Origin of the sequence: Methylorubrum zatmanii, from assembly GCF_014845115.1 — a bacterium.
Lineage (GTDB): Bacteria > Pseudomonadota > Alphaproteobacteria > Rhizobiales > Beijerinckiaceae > Methylobacterium > Methylobacterium zatmanii.
Map to the genome: position 1 here is coordinate 19797 of NZ_NKUI01000112.1, position 19688 is coordinate 39484.

Genomic DNA, 19688 nt, shown 5'->3' on the forward strand with positions numbered 1-19688 from the left:
GCCTGCTACGGTCGGCGCGGCCCGCCGCGCGACCGGGGCGGGCGGATCCGGCCGATGAGCGCACGATGACCGTCACCCTTTCCACCCTCAACGCCGCACCGTCGGCGGTCTTCGTCGAGACGCTCGGCGCCGTGTTCGAGCACGCGCCGTGGGTCGCGGAAGGCGCCGCGGCGGGCCGTCCCTATCCGACGGTCGAGGCCCTGTTCGCGGCCATGCGCGCGACCGTGCAGAGGGCGGAGGAGGGGCGGCGGCTCGCCCTGCTCGCCGGGCATCCCGAACTGGCCGGACGGGCCGCGCGGGCGGGCAGGATCGCGCCCGATTCCATCGCCGAGCAGGCGGCGGCGGGCCTCGACCGGCTGTCGGAGGCCGAGTTCGCGCGCTTCGCGGCGCTCAACGCCGCCTATCGTGAAAAATTCGGCATTCCCTTCATCCTGTGCGTCAAGCGGCACGGACGCGCCTCGCTGCTCGCGACCTTCGAGCGGCGGCTCGGATCGAGCCCCGAGATCGAGCGGCGCGTGGCGGAGGACGAGGTGATGCGCATCGCCGCGATCCGCCTCGATGCCCTGGTGACCGGGGAGGGGCCCTTGCAGACCAAGGGCCGGATCTCGACGCATGTGCTGGATACGGCGCTGGGCCGTCCCGCCGCCGGCGTCGCGCTGGAGCTCTACGAGATCGTCTCCGCGACGGAAGCGGCCCTCGTCGCCCGCGCGGTGACCAATGCCGACGGGCGTACCGATGCGCCGCTGGTGCACGGGCGGCCGGTGCCGGTCGCGACCTACGAACTTCGCGTCCGGCTCGGCGATTATCACCGCCGCCTCGGGCTCGACCTGCCCGATCCGCCCTTCCTCGACATCGTGCCGCTGCGCTTCGGCGTGAGCGAGCCGGAGGGCCATTACCACGTGCCCCTGGTCGCCACGCCGTGGAGCTTCCAGACCTATCGCGGAAGCTGACCGGACCCGCAGCGCCTCATACCCAATCCGGTTGATCCCTTCGGGATGGCGGATTGGGGCTCCGCTCAGACGCCGCGCGGGCTTGCCGATCCGGGAACCGCTTGAGGCAAGCGGTTCCCGGATCAGGCGCCGCCGCCCTCCTCATCGCCATCGATGACGCTGACATGGGCGGCCACCACCTTCCAGCCATCGGGAAAGCGCACCCAGGTCTGGCTCTGGCGCCCGATCCGGCCGGGGGCGGCCTCGCGCCGGAACAGCGTCATCGCCACGGCGTGGTCGCGGCCGAAGGTGGTGATGACGGTGCGGGCGAGGTCGCGCGCGAGGCCCTGCGCCGGGCGGGCCCGGCGGAAGGCGCGGATCGCCTCCATGCCGTAGAGGTTCTCCGCCGCGCCGTAGCGGATGGTGCGGGAATCGTCGTGGAACAGCCGTTCGAGGGTCGCGACGTCGTTGCCCACCAGGGCCGCCTCGTAGGTCGCGAAGACCCGCTCGACCTCGGCCTTCACCTCGGGATCGTCGATGATCATGGCGCGCCCTCCAGGGCGGCGACCGGCGCCCGGACCGCGCCCGCGCGCTCGAGGTGATGCGCGACGCGCAGGCAGAGCGACTCGTTCCAGGGCGCGGCGACGACCTGCACCCCGAGCGGCAGGCCGTCATCGAGCCAGACCGGCACCGCGACCACGGGCAGGCCGATGAACGAGAGCGGCTGCGTGAACAGGCCGAGATTGGCCCGCACCGGCAAGGCGACGCCGTCGAGGACGAAGCTCGTCTGGCCGGAGCGCGGCGCCCGGCAGGGCGTGGCGGGCGCCAGGATCACGTCGACCTCGCGGAACAGGTCGAGCACGGCGTCGCGGTACCAGCGGCGGAAACGCTGCGCCCGCTCGACGAAGGGCGCGGGCAGCATCGCCCCGGCGAGGAGCCGGTCGCGCACCGCCGGATCGAAATCGCCCGCGCGCTCCCGCAGCCGGTCGAGATGCAGCGCGGCGCCTTCGGCCGCGGTGATCAGATAGGCCGCCGCCCGGGCGCGGGCCGCCTCCGGGATCTCGACGCTGCCGGTCACGCCCAGGGCCCCGGCGACGCGCGCGACGGCGGCGAAGGCCTCCGGATCGCCCCGGTTGGCGAAATAGCCTCCGGCGACGGCGATGCGGAGGTCGGCGATGCCCCGGTCGAGGTCCGGAAGCGCGGGCTCGGCCGGGCGGGACGTGGCGGCGGGATCCTCGGGATCGGGGCCCTGCAAGGCGTCGTAGGCCAAAGCGAGGTCGCGGCTCGAGCGCGCCATCGGCCCGAGATGGTCGAGGCTTCCGACGAAGGGGAAACTGCCGGCCCGGCTCAGCCGTCCGTAGGTCGGCTTGAGGCCGAAGCAGCCGCAGAAAGCGGAGGGCACGCGGATCGAGCCGTTGGTGTCGGAGGCGAGCGCGACCGGCACCAGGCCCGCAGCCACCGCCGCACCCGAGCCGCCCGAGGAGCCGCCTGACATGTGGCCGAGGGCGTGCGGGTTGCGGGTGTTGCCGTCGTGGACGTTCTCGCCGGTGAAGTCGTAGGCGTATTCGCCCATGGCGAGGGCACCGACCAGGACGGCCCCCGCCGCCTCCAGGCGCCGAACCAGGGCGGCGTCGCGGGCGGCCGGCGCTCGCTCGCGGTTGATCCGCGAGCCCGCCCGCGTCGGGAGCCCGGCGACGTCGAACAGGTTCTTGACCGCGAAGGGGACCCCGGCCAGGGGGCCGAGTGCCTCGCCGCGCGCCCGTGCCGCGTCGAGGGCGGCGGCGCGGGCGATGGCGCGCGCGCCGAGGATATCGGTGAAGCTGTTCACCGCCGGGTCGATGCGGGCGATGCGGGCGAGGGCGGCGGCCACCACCTCGCGGACCTCGACCGTCCCGTCCGATACGGCCCGGGCGATGTCGGCCGCCGGGGCGAGGCTCCAATCCGGCAAAGCGCTCACGCCGCGTAGACCGGGGCGGCCTCGGTCGCGTCGGGCAGCGGGAAGCCGCCGACGAGTGCCGCCGCCGCGTGCAGCACCCGCAGATTGGCGACGACCGCCTCGGTCCAGGCCGGGTCGAGGGCGAGGCCGAGCACGCTCGCCGCGCTCGCGGCATAGGCGTCGAGATCGGGCATCGGCATGTCGGCGGCGTGATCGGTCATTCTGTCCCCTAGGGATCGGGTGCTTCGCGGCCGGCCAGGTGCAACCGCCGGGCCAGGGCCGGCCGTCGGAGGGCGGGATGCCGGTGGCGGCCGGACGCGCGCCACGGTTGGCCGAGGGCGGCGAGCAAGGAGACGCCGTTGCCGAGGCTCTCGCCGAAGCCGCCGGGCTCGAGGAAGTCGCGCGGCCTGTCGATGACGATCAAGTCCGTCGCGACCGGATCGAACGCCAGGGGAGACGGCTCGGCACCGAGAAGGGGCCGCTGGACGGGCAACCGCTGGGCGGGAATGGGCAAGCTCGGAGCGCTCTCGCGGGACCGGGCGCGGGATCGTCCGGGCCGCCGCGATGACGGACCGCCCTCGCCGGAAATCCTGCCCGATCCCGTCGACCGATGCACGAAGTGTCGCCAACTGACGCCTGTCCAGGCATCCGGCCAAGCATCCGGCCAAGCCCCCGGCAAGGTGCGCCCGGCGAGGTGCGTCCGGCCCCGGCTCCGCCAGCGCTCGCAAAGCGTCCTCACCCCGAGGCATTTCCGGCACCCTGTCCATGAAATACGCAGCGTGGCCAAACGGCAGGCTACCGCGCAGGAATTTCAAAGATTTATCCGGCCGCAGCGAAGACTCAACTTCCATATCCAGCGATCTTACCGGCGATCCATCACCGTTTTACATGGAGACCACATGCGCTGCGCCGGAAATGTGTTGCAGATTTGTGACGTACGCTGTTGTCCGAGCACCGGAAACCTACCAACCCATCGAGGTTGGCATTCCCGTTGCTGCTCCCTTGCCACACGAACGCTTGGAGAGAACAAGAATGTCGGTTCGGGGGCTTGCGGCGGTCGCGCTGTCGCTTTTCACGGTCGGTACGGCGGCCGCGGCAGATCTCGGTATGGACAAGATCCAGCAGACCAAGGCACCGGAGGAGGTGGTCGCCAAGGACGTGCCGTTCTTCCTGTTCGCCGATACGCAGATCAGTTACCGCTACCAGTTCCCCACCGTCACGCCCGGCATCCAGATCCAGCGGCCGGACGGCAGCTTCCGCTCCCGTGAGGCGCCCAAGAACATCCTCAACATCTCGCATGCCGATGCCTGGGCCTACGGCACCAACTTCTTCTCCCTCGACATCCTGCAATCCGGTTCGCAATTCCCGGCCGGCACCACCAACACCCCCGGCGGGGTGCCGGTCTCTCGCGATTACGGCAACACCGAAGCCTACGGCCTCTATCGCGGCACCCTGAGCCTCAACGCCCTCACCGGAACCAAGGCCTTCACCCTGCCCGGCATCGTCAAGGAGATCTCCCTCGCCTTCGGCTTCGACGCCAACTCGCAGAACGACGCCTTCGGCTCGAAGAAGCGCGATGTCGTCGGCGGCCTCAACTTCGCGTTCGATGTGCCCGCCGGCTTCCTCAACCTCTCGGTGCACGCCTACAAGGAATGGAACCGCAACGGCTTCAACACGCAGCCCGACCGCGACCAGAGCTTCAACACGGTGCCCGAGTTCGAGATCGTCTACAGCCTCCCGCTGACCTTCACCGGGCTGCCGCTGACGCTGGCGGGCTTCAACAACATCGTCCTGCCCAAGGGCCGCGGCATCAGCGGCAATCCGGCGGCCTACGCCTTCAACCCGCCGCGCGGGCTCGAATTCCTCTCGCGCACCAACCTCGTGCTCGATCTGGGCAAGCTCGTCTACGATCAGCCCAACAAGGTCGATGTCTTCATCGGCTTCCAGTACTGGCTCAACAAATTCGGTAACCAGGAAACCGCGACCTTCAAGGGCACCGAGGAGAAGAGCTTCCTCGCCGGCGTCGCCTTCCATATCTTCTGATCACCCGGCCGGATTCGCCAGGCCGCCCGTGCTGCCGACCCGCAGCACGGGCTCCATCGAGAGGAGTGTGAAATCGACCCGATGGACGCCGCTCCCGCTCCGCCGGGCCCCCGGGAGGGGCCGACGCCGCTCTTCGGCGCCTACGGCATCGTCAAGCGCTTCGGCGACTTCACCGCCAACGACCGCATCGATCTGGAGATCCGCGCGGGCGAGATCCACGCCCTGCTCGGTGAGAACGGCGCCGGCAAATCGACCCTGATGAAGATCCTCTACGGCCTGCTGGAGCCGACCGAGGGCGTCGTCACGCATCAGGGCGACATCGTGCGGCTGGCCAATCCGGAAGCCGCGCGGGCGCTCGGCATCGGCATGGTCTTCCAGCATTTCTCGCTGTGCGAGAACCTGACGGTGGCCGAGAACATCGCCCTCGTGATGCCGGCCGCGCTGACCGGCCGGGCGCTGGCGGAGCGCATCGCCCGGCTCGGGCAGGATTACGGCCTGCATCTCGATCCGGCGCGGCCGGTCTGGTCGCTCTCGGCGGGCGAGCGCCAACGCATCGAGATCGTGCGCTGCCTGCTCCAGGATCCCAAGCTGGTGATCCTCGACGAGCCGACCTCGGTGCTGACGCCGGGCGAGGCGGAGGCGCTGTTCTCGGTGCTGGAGCGCCTGCGCGACGAGGGCCGGGCGCTGCTCTACATCTCGCACCGGCTCGACGAGGTGCGCCGCCTCTGCAGCCGGGCCACGATCCTGCGCGCCGGCCGGGTCGTCGGCAGCTGCAACCCCCGCGCGGAGACGGCCCGCTCGCTCGCCGCGATGATGGTCGGCACCCAGGTGAACGAGGTGCAGCCGAGGGCAGCCCGCAGGGCCGGCGCGGTGCGCCTCGTGCTCGACCGCCTGTCGCTGCCCGCGCCGGGCCTGCATGCCACGCCGTTGCGGGACATCTCGCTGTCCGTCGCGGGCGGCGAGATCCTGGGGATCGCGGGAATCGCCGGCAACGGCCAACCGGAGCTGTTCGACGCCCTGTCGGGCGAGAGCCAGGCCCCCGTGCCTGAGGCCGTCCGCCTCGACGGCCGGCCCGTCGGCCATCTCGGCATCAACGCCCGGCGCCGGCTCGGGGCCGGTTTCGTGCCCGAGGAGCGCAACGGCCATGCCGCGATTCCGCAGATGAGCCTGTCGGACAATGCGCTGCTCTCCCGCCATGCCACGGCCCCGCTCAGCCGCTTCGGCCTGTTGCGGCGGGCGCGGGCGCGGGAGCTCGCGCGGCGCGTGATCGAGGCCTTCGACGTGCGCAAGGCAGGTCCCGACCCGGCCGCCGGCACGCTCTCGGGGGGCAACCTGCAGAAATTCGTGGTCGGGCGGGAGATCCTTGCCGAGCCGGGCATCCTCGTCATCAACCAGCCGACCTGGGGCGTCGATGCCGCCGCCGCCGCCCAGCTCCGGCAGGCGGTGCTCGACCTCGCCGGGCGGGGCTGCGCGGTGGTCGTGATCAGCCAGGATCTCGACGAGCTGTTCGAGATCGCCGATTCCATCGCCGTCCTGCATGACGGCCTGCTCTCGCCGCCCGTGCCGGCCGGCGCCACCAGCCGCGCGGCGGTGGGTCTCCTGATGGGCGGGGCCGAGGAGACCGGGGCGGAGGCCGGCGAAACCCCGGCCGCTCCGGCGCGCCGAGCCCTCGTGCAGGTGCCTTGAGCGGTGCCTTGAGCGGTGCCCTTGCGCCGGATTCGAACGGACCCGGAAGGCGCTGCGCGTGAGCTGCGATTGGGAAACAGGAACGAAAGGAATGCGCGGTGCGCCTTGATCTTCTCCCCCGTGCGCGCCGGTCGCCCTGGCTCGACCTGCTCTCGCCCGCCCTCGCCTTCGCCGCCGCGGTCCTGATCGGCGGGCTGGCGGTGGCCGCCTTCGGCGTCCCGCCGGGACAGGCCTTCCTCGCCTATTTCGTCGCCCCCCTGAGCGAGGCGTGGTCGCTGCAGGAGGTCGCGCTGAAGGCCGCGCCGCTGGCGCTGATCGCGACGGGCCTCGCCTTCTGCTACCGTGCCAACCTCTGGAACATCGGGGCGGAGGGCCAGGTCGTGATCGGCGGCCTCGCCGGCGGCTGGGTCGCCATCGCCGCCCATGGCAGCGAGGGCGCCACCGTCTGGATCCTGCCGGCGATGCTGCTCGCCGGCACGACGGCCGGCCTCGCTTACGCGATGATCCCGGCGCTGCTGCGGGTGAAGCTCGGCGTCTCGGAGATCCTGACCAGCCTGATGCTCGTCTACGTCGCGCAGCTGCTGCTCGACTACATGGTGCGCGGCCCCTTGCGCGATCCGCAGGGCTACAATTTCCCGCAGAGCGTCGGCTTCGACGAGGCGGCCCGGCTGCCCGCCCTGATGACCGGCGAATCGCTCCATGCGGGGGCGCCGATCGCCCTCCTGGCGGTCCTGCTGGCGACACTGGTCCTGGCCCGCACCCTGTTCGGCTTCGAGGTGCGCGCCGTCGGCGCGAGCCCGCGGGCGGCGCGCTTCGCCGGCTTCTCGGACGCGCGCCTGACCCTCGCGGTCTTCGCGATCTCCGGCGGGGCGGCGGGGCTCGCCGGCATCTGTGAGGTGGCCGGCCGGATCGGCCAGCTCCAACCCGAGATCTCCCCCGGCTACGGCTTCACCGCGATCATCGTCGCCTTCCTCGGCCGCCTCAGCCCGCCCGGCATTCTCCTCGCGGCCCTCGTGATCGCGGTGACGACGATCGGTGGGGAGGGGGCGCAGATCGACCTGAAGCTGCCGCTCGATCTGACCCGCGCCTTCCAGGGCCTGCTGCTCTGCCTCGTGCTCGGGGCCGATGTGCTCACGCGCTACCACATCCGGATCGTGCCGGGCGGCGCGGGCGGCGGGGCGCTGCCGTGAGCGCCCCGGCCCGGCATTCCGCCACCCAGCCCCCGACATCCAAGATCTCGACCTTCAAGACCCTGCCCCCGAGACAAGGCCGGAGAGCGCCGCCATGAGCCTCGACATCCTCCAGATGGTGCTCGTCACGGTGCTGACGGCGGCGACGCCGCTGATCCTGGCCGCCATCGGCGAACTCGTCGTCGAACGCTCCGGCGTGCTCAATCTCGGGGTCGAGGGCATGATGGTGCTCGGCGCGGCCGCGGGCTTCGCCGTCGCCACCGAGACCGGATCGACCCTGCTCGGCGCCCTCGGCGGAGCCGGGTCGGGCCTGCTGCTCGCGGCCCTGTTCGGCCTGCTCACCGTGGGGTTGGCGGCCAACCAAGTCGCCGCGGGGCTGGCCCTGACCATCCTCGGCCTCGGCCTCTCGGGTCTCGTCGGCGCCGGCTATGTCGGGATGAAGCGCGATCCGGCGCCGCATCTCCACCTGCCCGGCCTCACCGACCTGCCGGGGATCGGGCACTTGCTGTTCGGGCACGACGCCTTCGTCTACGCGGCCCTCCTGCTCGTGGCCGGAACCTGGTGGTTCCTGTGGCGCAGCCGCGCCGGGCTGAGCCTGCGGGCCATCGGGGACGACCACACCGCGACCCATGCCCTCGGGCTCAAGGTGCGCAGAATCCGCTTCCTCGCCGTGCTGTTCGGCGGCGCCTGCGCCGGGCTCGCGGGCGCGTATCTCTCCCTCGCCTACACCCCGTTCTGGGCACCCGCGATGACCGCCGGACGCGGCTGGATCGCCCTGGCGCTCGTGGTCTTCGCCTCCTGGCAGCCCCTGCGGGTCGCCGCCGGGGCGCTGCTCTTCGGCGGGGCCACCGTCCTCCAGCTTCACGCCCAGGCGGCGGGGCTCGGCCTGCCCGGCCAGCTGCTCTCGGCCATGCCCTATCTCGCCACCATCCTGGCCCTGGTGCTGCTGTCGCTCGGGCGCCGCCGGGGCGGTTCGCCGGCACCGGCCGCCCTCGGCCGCGTCTTCGCCCCGAGCCGGTGAGGCCCTACCGAGAGGGGTCGGGGCATGACGCGAAAGCGTGCAGGCGCGGATGTCTTTTTGGGCGCCCGCGCCGCCGATCCCGAATTTTCGAAGGTAAAACCGCCTCCGGTCGGTGCCGAAACGTTGGCCTCCTCTTGAGGATTGGACAGGTCCAATCCCAACAAAGCTTGAAGCCGCCCCGACAAGACGGACCGCCTTCCGCGCCAGCCCCCTCTTGCTCTCGCAGCCATCTTCTCGGCAGCGCGGGCGGCCGCCACGGCCGAGGCCGGCGTGATCGGCCGCTACAGGCCGGGCATCACGAACGAACCGTCCCGCCGAACATGTAGGGTTCGAAGGGCAAGCCCTTCGTGGGTCCGGGGCAAAGCCCTGGAAATGTCGGGCTTGCGCCCGCCCCCCCGCCGAAGGGACGATCCCTGTGGCCGTCCTGGCCCTGGTCTTGCTCCGGACATCCCGGGGCGACCGCGCGCGGCGCCGACAAATCGCGGCGGGCAACGCCGCCGAAAAGGGGCAACATCCATGATGGGCAGCATCGTCACGCGATTGGCCGGGGCGCTCCTGTGCGCGACATGCGCGCTGGCTCCGGCACGGGCGGCGGACAAGCTCAAGGTCGGCTTCGTCTATGTCGGCCCTATCGCCGATTACGGCTACTCCTACCAGCACGATCTCAGCCGCAAGGCGCTGGCCGAGGCGCTGCCCGACAAGGTCGAGACGACGTTTGTCGAGAACGTGCCCGAGGCCGACAGCGAACGCGCCATCGAGAAGCTCGCCCGCTCGGGCGCCGGCCTGATCTTCACGACCTCCTTCGGCTTCATGGAGCCGACCCTGAAGGTCGCCAAGAAGTTTCCGAAGGTGAAGTTCGAGCACGCCACCGGCTTCAAGCGGGCCGACAACGTCTCCACCTACTCGGCGCGCTTCTACGAGGGCCGCTACATCTGCGGAAAGATCGCGGGCAAGCTGTCGAAATCGGGCACCGTCGGCTACATCGCCTCCTTCCCGATCCCCGAGGTCGTGAGCGGCATCAACGCGTTCATGCTCGGCGCGCAGTCGGTCAATCCGAACATCAAGGTCAAGATCGTCTGGGTGAACACGTGGTTCGACCCCGGCAAGGAAGCGGAGGCCGCCAAGGCGCTGCTGGCGCAGGGCGCCGACATCCTCACGCAGCACACCGATTCCGCCGCGCCGCTGCAGGAGGCGGAGAAGGCGGGCAAGCTCGCCTTCGGCCAGTCCTCCGACCAGTACCGCTTCGCCCCGAAGGCCCAGCTCACCTCGATCGTCGACGACTGGAACGGCTACGTGATCGGGGAGGCCAAGGCCGTGCTCGACGGCACGTGGAAGAGCCATGACAGCTGGGGCGGCATCAAGGACGGCATGGTCGTGCTGGCGCCCTTCACCAACATGCCCGACGACGTGAAGGCGCTCGCCGAGGAGACCAAGAAGGGCATCGCCGAGGGCAGGATCCACCCGTTCCAGGGACCGGTGATCAAGCAGGACGGCTCGGTCGCCGTGAAGGAGGGCGAGCAGGCGCCCGATCCGATGATCCTCGGCATGAACTGGTACGTGAAGGGGATCGACGACAAGCTGACCCAGTAGAGGCGGGGCGGAACCACGCTTCCCGAGAAGAGAGGCGCCGCCGGAGCGATCCGGCGGCGCCTCTTCGCGTTGCGAGGCCGATCAGGGACGCGGCGGCGGCGCGGGCGGCAGGGTGCGTGCATCGGCCGGCGGCGGGGGCGGCGTCTCGGCCGGGATGCCGATGCCGGGTGCCGCCGGAAGGGCATCGCCGGAGCGGATCGCCTCCCGCTCGTTCGGGAGGGCAGCCGCCCCTTCCGTACCGCCCGGGGCGGTCGCCCCCGGGGTTCCGGCCGGGGCGCCGGTCGATCCCTGGGCGAAGGCGGCATGGCCGAGACCGGCGAGGGCGCACAGGGCGAGCGTAGCTGTCGTGATGAGGCGCATGGGGACTGACTTTCCGGTTGCGACGAGGGAATGAGCGCGTCGTCGGGCCGCCTGGGCCGTGGGCCTTCCCGGACTCGTACCAAATCCGGTTGATCCCATCGCGCCGGCGCGATGGGGGCCCTCCTCAGGCGCCGCGCGGGCTGGCCGATCCGGGACCGCTTGAGGCAAGCGGAGCCCGTCTCAGCGATGCCGCTTCCTGTGGGATCGAGCGGCCTTGCCGCGCCGCCCGCCCGGAGCGGTCACGCGCGATTGGCCCGCCGGCGGCGTCACCGTCCCCTGGGCACGGGCACCGGGCGCCGTCGCGACGCCGCTGCCGAGGCAGAAGGCGGCGACGATCCAAGCAAGGAGGGGAAGGCTGAGGCCGAGACCGGCCCGTTTCGCGCGCATCGTGGACACTCCCGCGGGACCGCGATGGCCACCGCTTCCACGATCCGCGGCAGCAAGGGCCATGCCGCCGCCGAGGCGGAGGGACTCAGTCCGATCACATCCGATTGATCCCTTCGGGATGGCGGCTCTGGGCTTCGTTCAGGCACCCCGCGGGCTCGCTGATCCCGCATGCGGTCGGATTGACCGGAAGCGGGATCAATCGAGGGCCGGCAGCAGCAACCGCGACGCTCGCCCGGCGCCGTGACGCAGGGCGAGCACGATGATGTGCGCCTGCATCGTCCCGGCCGCCTCCGGGCTGTGACCGGTGCCCGGATTGACCGCGAAGGCCGGCCAGGCGGCGGCCTGGAGCGAGAGACGCAGGCGCTGGCCCGGTTGCAGCGTGCAGCACACCGCCCGCATGGCGATGCGCCGCGGTCCCGGCGCCGCCGCATCCGCCACCCGCAGATGACCGGCGGTCAGGGTGATGGCGCGTCCATCCGGCTCGACGAGGGAGAGTGTCGCGTGCAGGTCGTGGCTCGCCGCCGCGGTCTCGACGAACAGCTCCGCCGCGACGCGTCCGGCCAGCCGCAGACTCTTCGCGAGGATCGGGCCGTCATAGACCGCGACATCGGCACGGTCGTCCAGGGCGGCGCGGTCCTGATAGCCGGGGGGCGTCCCCCATGCCCCCCCGAGGATCGGTGCCGGGCGCCAGGGATCGTGCACGAGACGGTCCTCGCCCGAATCCGCCGGCTCGGTCGCGAGGCGACCGCTCGCGGCGGTCGCCGCGAGACCGTCCGAGGCCAGATAGAGGGCGGTCGGCTCCGGCTCGGGCCAGGCGGGAAAGCCGATCCAGCCGCGGGCCCCGACATCGAACAGGCGCACGGGCGCTCCGGGATCCCCGCGCCCGTGCAGCACGTGATCGAGGAAGGCGAGGGTGGCGCGGTCGACCGGCGTGACGGCCTCCGGCCCGAGATCCAGGCAGCCGACCCGGCGGCCCCACGGGGCGTGCGTCCAGGGACCGACGAGAAGGCGCTGCGGTGACGGCCCGGCCCGGAAGGCGTCGTAGGCGCCGAGCGTGCCGTCGAGCAGGAAGTCCTGCCAGCCGCCGACATGCAGGCCGGGCACGGCCGGCGCGCTCCCGGCGAGGAGGCGGGCCGGCGCGATCCGGTCCCAGTAGGCCGGATCGTCGCCGATCCAGTCGCCGTAATGGTGATCGGCGGCGTAGCGCGCGAGCCCATCGGGCCGGGCCGCGACCGGGCCGTTCCAGGGCGTGCCGCGCGCGATCCCGGCCAGTGCTTCGAAGGCGGGCGCGTCGCCCCGCAGGCGTGCGACCTCCGCGCCCATCTGGCCGGCCCAACCGAGATTGCCCGCGAGCCCGAAGGCGCCGCCGGTGAAGGCCCAGTCGTCGCGGATGTCCCATCCGCCCATCGCCGGCACGATCGCGTCGGGCCGCTTGGTGCCCGCGCGCAGGGCGCCCGCCAGCGCCAGGAACTGCGTCACCGCCTGATAGCTGAAGCCGTAGGTCGCGACCCGGCCGTCCGATCCGGGAAGGTCCGCCGCCCAGGCCAGCGTCGCCGCACCGTCCGTGGCCTCGTTCTCGAACAGGCGGAACGCGCCGCCGCTGCCGCCGCGACCGCGCACGTCCTGGACCACGACGAGGTAGCCGCGGGCGGCGTACCAGGCCGGATGCGCGAGCGTCAGCGTCGAGGCGATGGCGCGGCCATAGGGCTGGCGCATCAGCAGGACCGGATGGCGGCCCGGTCCGGCGGGACGCCAGAGATCGGCGACGAGCCCGATCCCGTCCGGCAGCGTCAGCCGCGCCGTCTCGGGCTCGGCGACCGGCAGGAGGGTCTCAGCGGACATCGAAGGCGGTCCCGGAGCCGAGGCGTTCGAGGGGGAAGTCCGAGATCTCGCGCACCAATCGCACCACGCCCGAGGCGGCGCGCTCCACGAGTTCGGCCCCGCGCCGGGCATCCGCCGCCGCCGCATCGCCGCTGACGCCGGCGGGGTGGAGATCCTGCGCCATCCAGCCGAAGCCGACCCGCCCCTCCGGGGTCAGCAAGCCGCCGCTCCGCTCCATCGCGACCGAGAGCGGCACGAAATCCTGCGCCCGTTCCATGCGGACGAGGTCGGGGTGGAGCGCCAGCATCGCGCTGGTCTCGATCTCGCCGCCATGGATGCCGTGGCGCCGCTCGGCCTGGGAGAACAGGTCGTCCATCGGCGTGATCCCGCTCCAGCCGCAGCCGACCGCGAGCATGCCGAGCCGGACGCGCAGTTCGCGGGTCACGATCTCCATCACCTGCGGCTGCCCGCCATGGCTGTTGAGGATGAGGAGGCGGCGGCAACCGGCGCGGTGCACGCTTTCCGCCGTCTCGATCCAGAGGCGCGCCAGGGTCTCGTAGGACAGGCTGAGCGTGCCGGGGAAGGCATGGTGCTCGTTCGACTTGCCGATGGGCAGCATCGGCAGGACGAGGGCCGGCAGATCGTCGGGCATCAGCGCCACGGCCCGGGCGAGGATGCCGGCATTGATCGCCGCATCGACCCGCACCGGCAGGTGCGGCCCGTGCTGCTCGACCGCCGCCACCGGCAGGATCGCGACGAGCCCGTCCCAATCGAGGCGTGAAAACTCCTCCGTGGTCAGATCCCACCACCAGCGCGAGAGAGAGTGCATCACGCCGCCTCCGCCGCGCTTTGGGCCGCCTTCAGGGCGAGGTCCGACCGGGCCAGCTCCGCCTTGGCGATCTTGCCGGTCGGGGTCATCGGCATCTCCGGCACCGGCACGACGACGAGGGGGCCGAGGTCGTAGGGGACCGCTCCGGCGATCGCGCGCTTCAGCGCCGCCGCATCGAGCGCGGCACCGGGCTGGGCCTGCGCGAAGGCCACCGGCCGTTGGCCGAGCCCGGCCTCGGCGACGCCGACGAGGGCGGCCTGGGCGACGCCGGCCTGCGCCATCAGCGCCTCTTCCACGTCGCGGGGGTACCACAGGCGCCCCGCCACCTCGACCAGCTCCGCCCGGCGGCTGCGCAGGGTGACGCAGCCATCGGCATCGAGGAGCCCGAGATCGCCGGTGCGCAGATAGCCGCCGCGGGTCGCCTCCTCGGTCTTCTCCGGCCTGTTCCAGTAACCGGCCATGAAGCCGCCCGTCAGGGCGATCTCGCCGATCTCGCCCGGCGGCAGGACGCGGTCGTCGGGCCCGAGGATGAACACCTCCTTGTCGGGCAGCGGCGGTCCGACCCGCCCGAGCTTGGCGTCGTCGGGCTCCAGCTCCGGGTAGCCGAGACCGACGAAGCCGCCGAGCTCGCTCTGGCCGTAGCTCTCGACGAGCGGCAGGCCAAGTTCGTCGCGCCAAGCCGCCTTGAGGGTCGGCGGCACCGGGCCGCCGCCGGATATGCCGAGGCGCAGGCCGGGGGGCGGGGCGCCGCGGCGGCGGGATTCCTGCAGCAGATCGTCGAGGATCGGCGGATTGGCCACCAAGCTGGTCGCCCCGCGGGCCGTGAGCGCGTCGTAGCCGCCCTCCCGCGTCCAGAACCGCATCACGTTCACGGACGCGCCGACCGCCAGCGGCGGCAGCAGGTTGGCGACGAGCTGGTAGGAGCTGGAGAGCGCCGAGGGCCCGAACGACACGTCGCCCGGCCGCAGCCGCAGGCGCTCGCCGATGCAGCGGCAGGCGCGCACGGTCGGCTCGTGGCGCAGGCAGGCGCCCTTCGGCTTGCCGGTCGTGCCGGAGGTGTAGGAGAGATGGGCGATCGCGCTCTCGTCGCCGGGATCGGGCGGGGCCGGCAGGCCCGCCGCCAGCATCTCCGGCAGGGACAGGGCGCCGTCCTGCGCCCCGTCCATGCACAGGCGGGCGCGGACCGTGCCGATGGCGGCGCAGGCCGCGGCCACCTGCGCCTCCATGTCGTGGGTATAGACCACCGCGCTCGGCGTATGGTCGGCGATGTAATCGGTGAGGTCGTCGGCGAATTTCACGTTCACCAGGGCCGCGACGGCGCCGATCCGCCACGCCCCCAGCATCGCCACGATGTAGTCGAGCCCGTTATGGGCGAAGATCGTGACGCGCTCGCCCTTGCCCACGCCCAGATCATGCAGGGCGCCCGCCATGCGCTCCATCGCGTCCACCGCGCCGGCATAGGTGAGGCCCCGGTCGCGGTCGACCCAATGGAAGGCGGGCCGGTCGGGATGGCGCTCGGCGCCGAGCGTGAGAAGACGATGCATCAGCATGGCGGGACTCCAGTCCGGAGAGAGGGGCGAGGCAGGCGCGGTCCGAGGTCACAGCCGCGCCATCCGCCGGCGCACCTTCTCCAGGAAGGCGCTGCGGCGGGCGTCGGAGGCGATGTTGAGGTGGTAGAGCGCGAGATAGGCGGCGGAGGCCCGGCGCGCCGCGAACCAGCGGAGATAGCGCGTCACCATCCGGCGGGGCGGGTCCTGCATCGCCAGCGCCATCCAGCGCGGACGGCCATAGGTGACGATTCCGACGATCTGCTCGAGCGAATCGAGAATCGGCCGGACATGCTTCGGATCCGACAGGTCGAAGGCCACGCCCGGCATCATCAGCCGGTCGATGAAGCCCTTGAGCATGGCGGGCGGGCCGAAGCACCAGGTCGGAAACTGCACGACCAGCACCTGGGCCGCCCGCAGGCGGGCGACGTACTCCTCGAGCCCCCGCTGGTTCACGGTGACGTCGTGATAGTTGCGCCGCCCGTCCGCGGTCAGGACCGGATCGAAGCCCTCCGCGTAGAGGTCGAGCAGGTCGACTTGGTGGCCGGCTTGCCTCAACCCGTCGAGGGCGGCGGCGCGGATGGCCCCGTGGAAGCTCTCCGGCAGCGGGTGGCAATAGACGTAGAGGATGCGCTTCACGGCGGTCACGCCTGCGGGGCGGCGGGCGTGAAACTCCGCATCTTGCCGGGATTCATCAGGCCCAGCGGATCGGTGAGGCGCTTGAAGCCGAGCTGGTCGGTCTCGGCCCGCTTGTGCCGGGTGCCGTCCTCCAGGGTGTAGACGTGGGGATTGGCGATGAAGACGCCGCGCGCCTCATGCGCGGCGATGATGTGGTTCAGCCGGTCCGCGTCGGTGAATTTCAGGAGCGGGATGCCGGCATAGGTGAGCCGGCCGGCGAACTCGATCAATTCGAGATGCGGCACGATCTCGTCGGGGAAGAGGGCGGCCATCTCGGCGACGCTCTCCATCAGCCGGTCGGCCGGGTGCAGGCTCTGGAGATAGGTCCAGCTCCGGTCGGTCTTGAGCACCTGCAGCGTGGTGTGGTTCCAGCTGTACTCGTAGAGCGGGGTATGGCCCGGAGATTCGTCCAGCGGCGTCTCCAGGGTGATCGTGCCGCCGGCCCGCGCCACCTGCGCCCGGAAGGCCGGCAGCGTCGCCTCCGAGATCATCGCGATCAGGATCGCCCGACCCGCGGGGCAATGCGCCTTGAGCGGGGTGAACCATTGCGGCAGCGGCCAGGCGATCGGCGTGATCAGCTTCTTGGTGACCGCGCCATCCCGGCCGACCGCCAGCCCGCATTCGGCGGCGGTGAGGAAGTCGTCGAAGGCGACGATGACGTCGATCCAAGGGTGGACGGGCGCGAGCGGCATCTCCAGCTCCGTGACGATGCCGGTGGTGCCGTAGGCATGCGCGATGCCGTTGACCGCATCGCCGGTCAGTTCCAGCACCCGCGGCTCCGCCTCCAGCGTCACCACGCGGGCGGCGCGGATGTTGCCGCGCTCGCGCAGCTGGCCGTAATTGACCGAGCCGATGCCGCCCGAGCCGCCGGCGACGAAACCGCCGATGGTCGCCGTGCGCTTCGTCGAGGGATGCATCCGCAGTTCCTCGCCCCCCGCCGCGAGGAGGGCGTCGAGGCGGTTCATGCGCAGGCCGGGGCCGGTGCGCACCGCGCCGTCGCGCTGCCACGCAATCCGGTCGAGCCCGGAGACATCGAGCACCACGCCGCCCTGCAGCGGCACCGCCTGCCCGTAATTGCCGGTGCCGCCGCCGCGCACGGTGAGCGGCACGCCGTGCCGGGCGCAGGAAGAGGCCACCGCCATCACCTCGGCCTCGCTCGCGGGCTCGGCGACGAGATCGCCGGACAGGCCGTTGAGCTGGGCGTTGAGCACCGGCGAGTACCAGAAGAAGTCCCGCGAGCGCTTCCGGACCCGGGCGGGCTCCTCGACGAGGGCGACGCGGCCGTCAAGGTCGCTGCGGAGCGCGGCCAGGGCTTCGGGCGAGGGATGGCGGGTCATGCGGCTTTGGCTCGTCGTCTCAGGATGCGCATCGGGCTCAGGCCTCCACCGGCTCGTGCCGGGCGGCGTCCCTGGGGGAGGGGGGACGATGGCGGCGGTCGGCAGGTCCATCCCCGGCCTCTCCGGGGCTATTTCTTGCCGATGAAGGCGAGGGTGTAGGCCTGGGTAAAATCGAGGGAGGCCGGGTAGATGCCGGCTTTGACCATCACGTCGAAGAAGGACTTCCAGCGCGCATCGGTCATGGCGCCGATGCCGAGGGTCTCCGCGTCGCCCCCCTCGACGAGGCCGCGCTTCTTCATCTGGTCCATCTTGAAGTGGAACAGCTCCTCGCCGCCGGTCGGCACGAGGTCGAGCACCGCCTTCATGGCCGGCGCGTAGTCGCCGCTCATGCACTCGGCCCAGCCCTTGCGGCTGGCGTCCAGGAAGGCCTGCACGGTCTTCGTGTGGGCGTCGAGATAGGCGTCGGTGGCGAAGACCGTGGTCGCGTAATTGTCGTAGCCGTAATCGGCGAGCAGGATCGAGACCGGCGGCTCGGGCAGGACCTTGCCGAGCGTCGCCGCGTCGTCGGTGATGTAGCCCTGCTGCACCGCCTTCTTGTCGGCCAGGAAGGGCGCGGCGGAATAGGCGTAGGGCCGCAGCTGCCCGTCGTCGAAGCCGTAGGCCACCTTCAGGAACTGCCAGAACTCGTTGCGCGAGAACCCGCCGATCATGATCGGCTTGCCCTTGAGATCCTGCAGCGTCGCCACGCCCTGGCCGGCATGGGCGACGAGCGTCTGCGGGTCCTTCTGGAAGAACGAGGCGACGGTGCGCGCCTTCACGCCCTTGGCGACGAGGTTGAGCGTGGTGAAGCTCGAGCCCATGCCCATGTTCATCTCGCCCGAGGCGACGAGGAGCGGCATGTTCACGTTCGGGTTGCCGGGCTTCAGCTCCACATCGAGCCCCGCCGCCTCGTAATGGCCCCGGGCCTTGGCCTGGAAGAAGCCGCAATGCTCCGCCTCCGGCACCCAGTTGAGGCCGAAGCTGACCTTTTCCAGGGCGCGGGCGGGGGAGGCGGCCAGCCCCGCCGCCGCCGCCATTGCCGCGAGCAGGCGGCCCGGTCGCCAGGAGCGGCGCGCGGCGGAGGGGACGGCAGCAGGCATGGCGGTGGTCTCCAGGGGGGAAGGGATCTCGTGCGGGAGAAGCCCCGCACGGGCCGGGCTTCGGGAACTGCCGGGAAGGGGCGTCAGGCCACCCGCTCGTGCGGCATCAGGGTCGGCGCCACCGGCACCGAGACCGCCGGCACCGCTTCCGAAACCTCCTCCTCGCCGTGCTCGCGCAGCAGCGTGAGCAGGCGGCGGCGCATGATCATGCCGGGGCGGTCGGAGGGCATGTGGCTCTCGACCTTGCGGCTCATGTCGATGGTCGCGTCCGGGTCGGTCGATTCGAGGATGTCGCGATCCTCCTCGACGATCACCGCGTCCCAGGCGATCAGCTCTTCCGCCGAGCATTCCTCTTCCACGTCGTTGCGATAGAGGATCTGCGCCAGCCGGATCGTGCCGTCGTCGATCGGCGTCGCCGAATTGAAGATGATGTGGCGCAGCCCCGACGGATACTCGATGTCGAGCCGGCGACAGAACGGCATGAACCACTTGTTGCGCATGTGGCGCTTGGTGGTCGGCTCGGTGGTGCCGGTGATGCGGTGGGCCATCGGCGGGTTGGCGATGGTGACGATCGTCTCCGCCTCGAAGCCGTCATCGGTCTCGGTGATCTCGTATTTCTCCGGGATCGGCTGGTCGATCTGCCCGAACGTGTTCTGGTGCACGAAGGCGAAATGCGCGTTGTCGAAGGAATTCTCCATCAGGCGCAGCGGCGAGGTCTTCCACACGTCGTGGAATTGCTGGATGCGCCGGTAGCCGGGCATCGTGTCCTCGGGGATCTCGGGGATCGGCGCGTAGGGCTCCTCCAGGCAGACCCAGGCGTAACCGTACTTCGCGGTGCAGTGATAGGCCTTCACCGCGAGCCGCGGCACCACCTGCTCCGGGCTGAATTGCGGGATGCGGGCGAGCGCGCCGTGCCGGTCATAGGCCCAGCCGTGATAGCCGCAGACGATCAGACCGTCCTCGCACCAGCCCTTGGAGAGCTTGGCCGTGCGGTGGCAGCAGCGGTCCATCATCGCGGCGGGCTCGCCCTCGCCGTCGAGGAACAGCACGATCTTCTCGCCCATCAGGGTGAAGGGCTTGGGGCCGTCCGCGAGGTCGGTCAGGCGTAGAGTCGCGTACCAGTAGTGGCGCCACAGCTTCTGTCGGGTCGTCAGCATGAAAGCTCTCCGAAGGAATGCCCGGCGTGAAGCCCTCC

18 protein-coding genes and 1 pseudogene are annotated in these 19688 nt (G+C 71.4%); 6 read left to right on the forward strand and 13 right to left on the reverse strand.

The features are described from left to right. Positions 1-65: 65 nt before the first annotated feature. Positions 66-950: a 2-oxo-4-hydroxy-4-carboxy-5-ureidoimidazoline decarboxylase gene (gene uraD, locus MZTS_RS14425; RefSeq protein WP_009865882.1), complete on the forward strand. Its 885-nt coding sequence runs from the start codon at positions 66-68 to the stop codon at positions 948-950. Between the two features lie 122 nt (positions 951-1072). Here the strand turns inward: uraD and hpxZ are convergent, their stop codons facing one another. From hpxZ to MZTS_RS14445, 4 genes and pseudogenes are all read right to left on the reverse strand, one after another. After that, positions 1073-1474 carry an oxalurate catabolism protein HpxZ gene (hpxZ, locus tag MZTS_RS14430; protein WP_192284370.1) on the reverse strand — a complete coding sequence of 134 codons (402 nt, stop codon included), beginning with the start codon at positions 1472-1474 and terminating at the stop codon, positions 1073-1075. Further along, on the reverse strand, positions 1471-2886 hold the full coding sequence (locus MZTS_RS14435; protein WP_192284371.1) for an AtzE family amidohydrolase: 1416 nt from the start codon (positions 2884-2886) through the stop codon (positions 1471-1473). The genes hpxZ and MZTS_RS14435 overlap by 4 nt, the downstream gene beginning before the upstream one ends. Continuing rightward, entirely contained in the window at positions 2883-3086 is a 204-nt protein-coding gene (locus MZTS_RS14440) for a DUF4089 domain-containing protein (protein WP_009866714.1), read from the reverse strand. Before MZTS_RS14440 ends, MZTS_RS14435 begins: the two co-directional genes overlap by 4 nt. A gap of 95 nt (positions 3087-3181) precedes the next feature. Further along, positions 3182-3358, reverse strand: a pseudogene (locus tag MZTS_RS14445) (cysteine hydrolase); the annotation flags it as partial. A gap of 539 nt (positions 3359-3897) precedes the next feature. Between MZTS_RS14445 and MZTS_RS14450 the strand changes: the two are divergent. The 5 genes from MZTS_RS14450 (at position 3898) to MZTS_RS14470 (ending at position 10395) form a co-directional block, all read left to right on the forward strand. Continuing rightward, on the forward strand, positions 3898-4908 hold the full coding sequence (locus MZTS_RS14450; protein WP_192284372.1) for a hypothetical protein: 1011 nt from the start codon (positions 3898-3900) through the stop codon (positions 4906-4908). An 81-nt stretch (positions 4909-4989) separates the two neighbouring features. Further along, entirely contained in the window at positions 4990-6594 is a 1605-nt protein-coding gene (locus tag MZTS_RS14455) for an ABC transporter ATP-binding protein (RefSeq protein ID WP_192284373.1), read from the forward strand. A gap of 98 nt (positions 6595-6692) precedes the next feature. Further along, positions 6693-7784, forward strand: coding sequence for an ABC transporter permease subunit (locus MZTS_RS14460; RefSeq protein ID WP_192284374.1), 1092 nt, complete (start codon positions 6693-6695; stop codon positions 7782-7784). 94 nt (positions 7785-7878) lie between these two features. Further along, positions 7879-8805: an ABC transporter permease gene (locus MZTS_RS14465; RefSeq protein ID WP_192284375.1), complete on the forward strand. Its 927-nt coding sequence runs from the start codon at positions 7879-7881 to the stop codon at positions 8803-8805. Between the two features lie 516 nt (positions 8806-9321). Then, positions 9322-10395, forward strand: a complete 1074-nt coding sequence (locus MZTS_RS14470) for a BMP family ABC transporter substrate-binding protein (protein ID WP_192284376.1) — start codon at positions 9322-9324, stop codon at positions 10393-10395. An 81-nt stretch (positions 10396-10476) separates the two neighbouring features. Here MZTS_RS14470 and MZTS_RS14475 read toward each other — a convergent pair whose 3' ends face one another. The 9 genes from MZTS_RS14475 to MZTS_RS14515 all read right to left on the reverse strand — a co-directional run bounded on the left by MZTS_RS14475 (position 10477) and on the right by MZTS_RS14515 (position 19650). Further along, positions 10477-10755, reverse strand: coding sequence for a hypothetical protein (locus tag MZTS_RS14475; RefSeq protein WP_192284377.1), 279 nt, complete (start codon positions 10753-10755; stop codon positions 10477-10479). A gap of 180 nt (positions 10756-10935) precedes the next feature. Further along, positions 10936-11142, reverse strand: a complete 207-nt coding sequence (locus MZTS_RS14480) for a hypothetical protein (protein ID WP_192284378.1) — start codon at positions 11140-11142, stop codon at positions 10936-10938. Between the two features lie 195 nt (positions 11143-11337). Continuing rightward, a complete protein-coding gene (locus tag MZTS_RS14485; protein WP_192284379.1) occupies positions 11338-12984 on the reverse strand; it encodes a CocE/NonD family hydrolase in 1647 nt (548 codons plus the stop codon). Beyond that, a complete protein-coding gene (locus MZTS_RS14490) occupies positions 12974-13792 on the reverse strand; it encodes a creatininase family protein (RefSeq protein WP_192284380.1) in 819 nt (272 codons plus the stop codon). Before MZTS_RS14490 ends, MZTS_RS14485 begins: the two co-directional genes overlap by 11 nt. Then, positions 13792-15342 carry a class I adenylate-forming enzyme family protein gene (locus MZTS_RS14495; RefSeq protein ID WP_009865734.1) on the reverse strand — a complete coding sequence of 517 codons (1551 nt, stop codon included), beginning with the start codon at positions 15340-15342 and terminating at the stop codon, positions 13792-13794. The genes MZTS_RS14490 and MZTS_RS14495 overlap by 1 nt, the downstream gene beginning before the upstream one ends. A 48-nt stretch (positions 15343-15390) precedes the next feature. Continuing rightward, complete coding sequence (locus MZTS_RS14500) at positions 15391-15978, reverse strand: NAD(P)H-dependent oxidoreductase (protein WP_192284381.1); 588 nt, start codon at positions 15976-15978, stop codon at positions 15391-15393. 5 nt (positions 15979-15983) lie between these two features. Further along, the gene (locus MZTS_RS14505) at positions 15984-17354 is read right to left on the reverse strand and encodes an FAD-binding oxidoreductase (protein WP_192284382.1); all 1371 of its coding nucleotides are present in this window, start codon (positions 17352-17354) and stop codon (positions 15984-15986) included. Between the two features lie 128 nt (positions 17355-17482). Next, positions 17483-18493 (reverse strand): ABC transporter substrate-binding protein, encoded by a 1011-nt coding sequence (locus MZTS_RS14510; protein ID WP_192284383.1) that lies wholly within the window; start codon positions 18491-18493, stop codon positions 17483-17485. Positions 18494-18576: 83 nt separating this feature from the next. Then, positions 18577-19650 carry an aromatic ring-hydroxylating dioxygenase subunit alpha gene (locus MZTS_RS14515; RefSeq protein ID WP_192284384.1) on the reverse strand — a complete coding sequence of 358 codons (1074 nt, stop codon included), beginning with the start codon at positions 19648-19650 and terminating at the stop codon, positions 18577-18579. Positions 19651-19688: the final 38 nt, after the last annotated feature.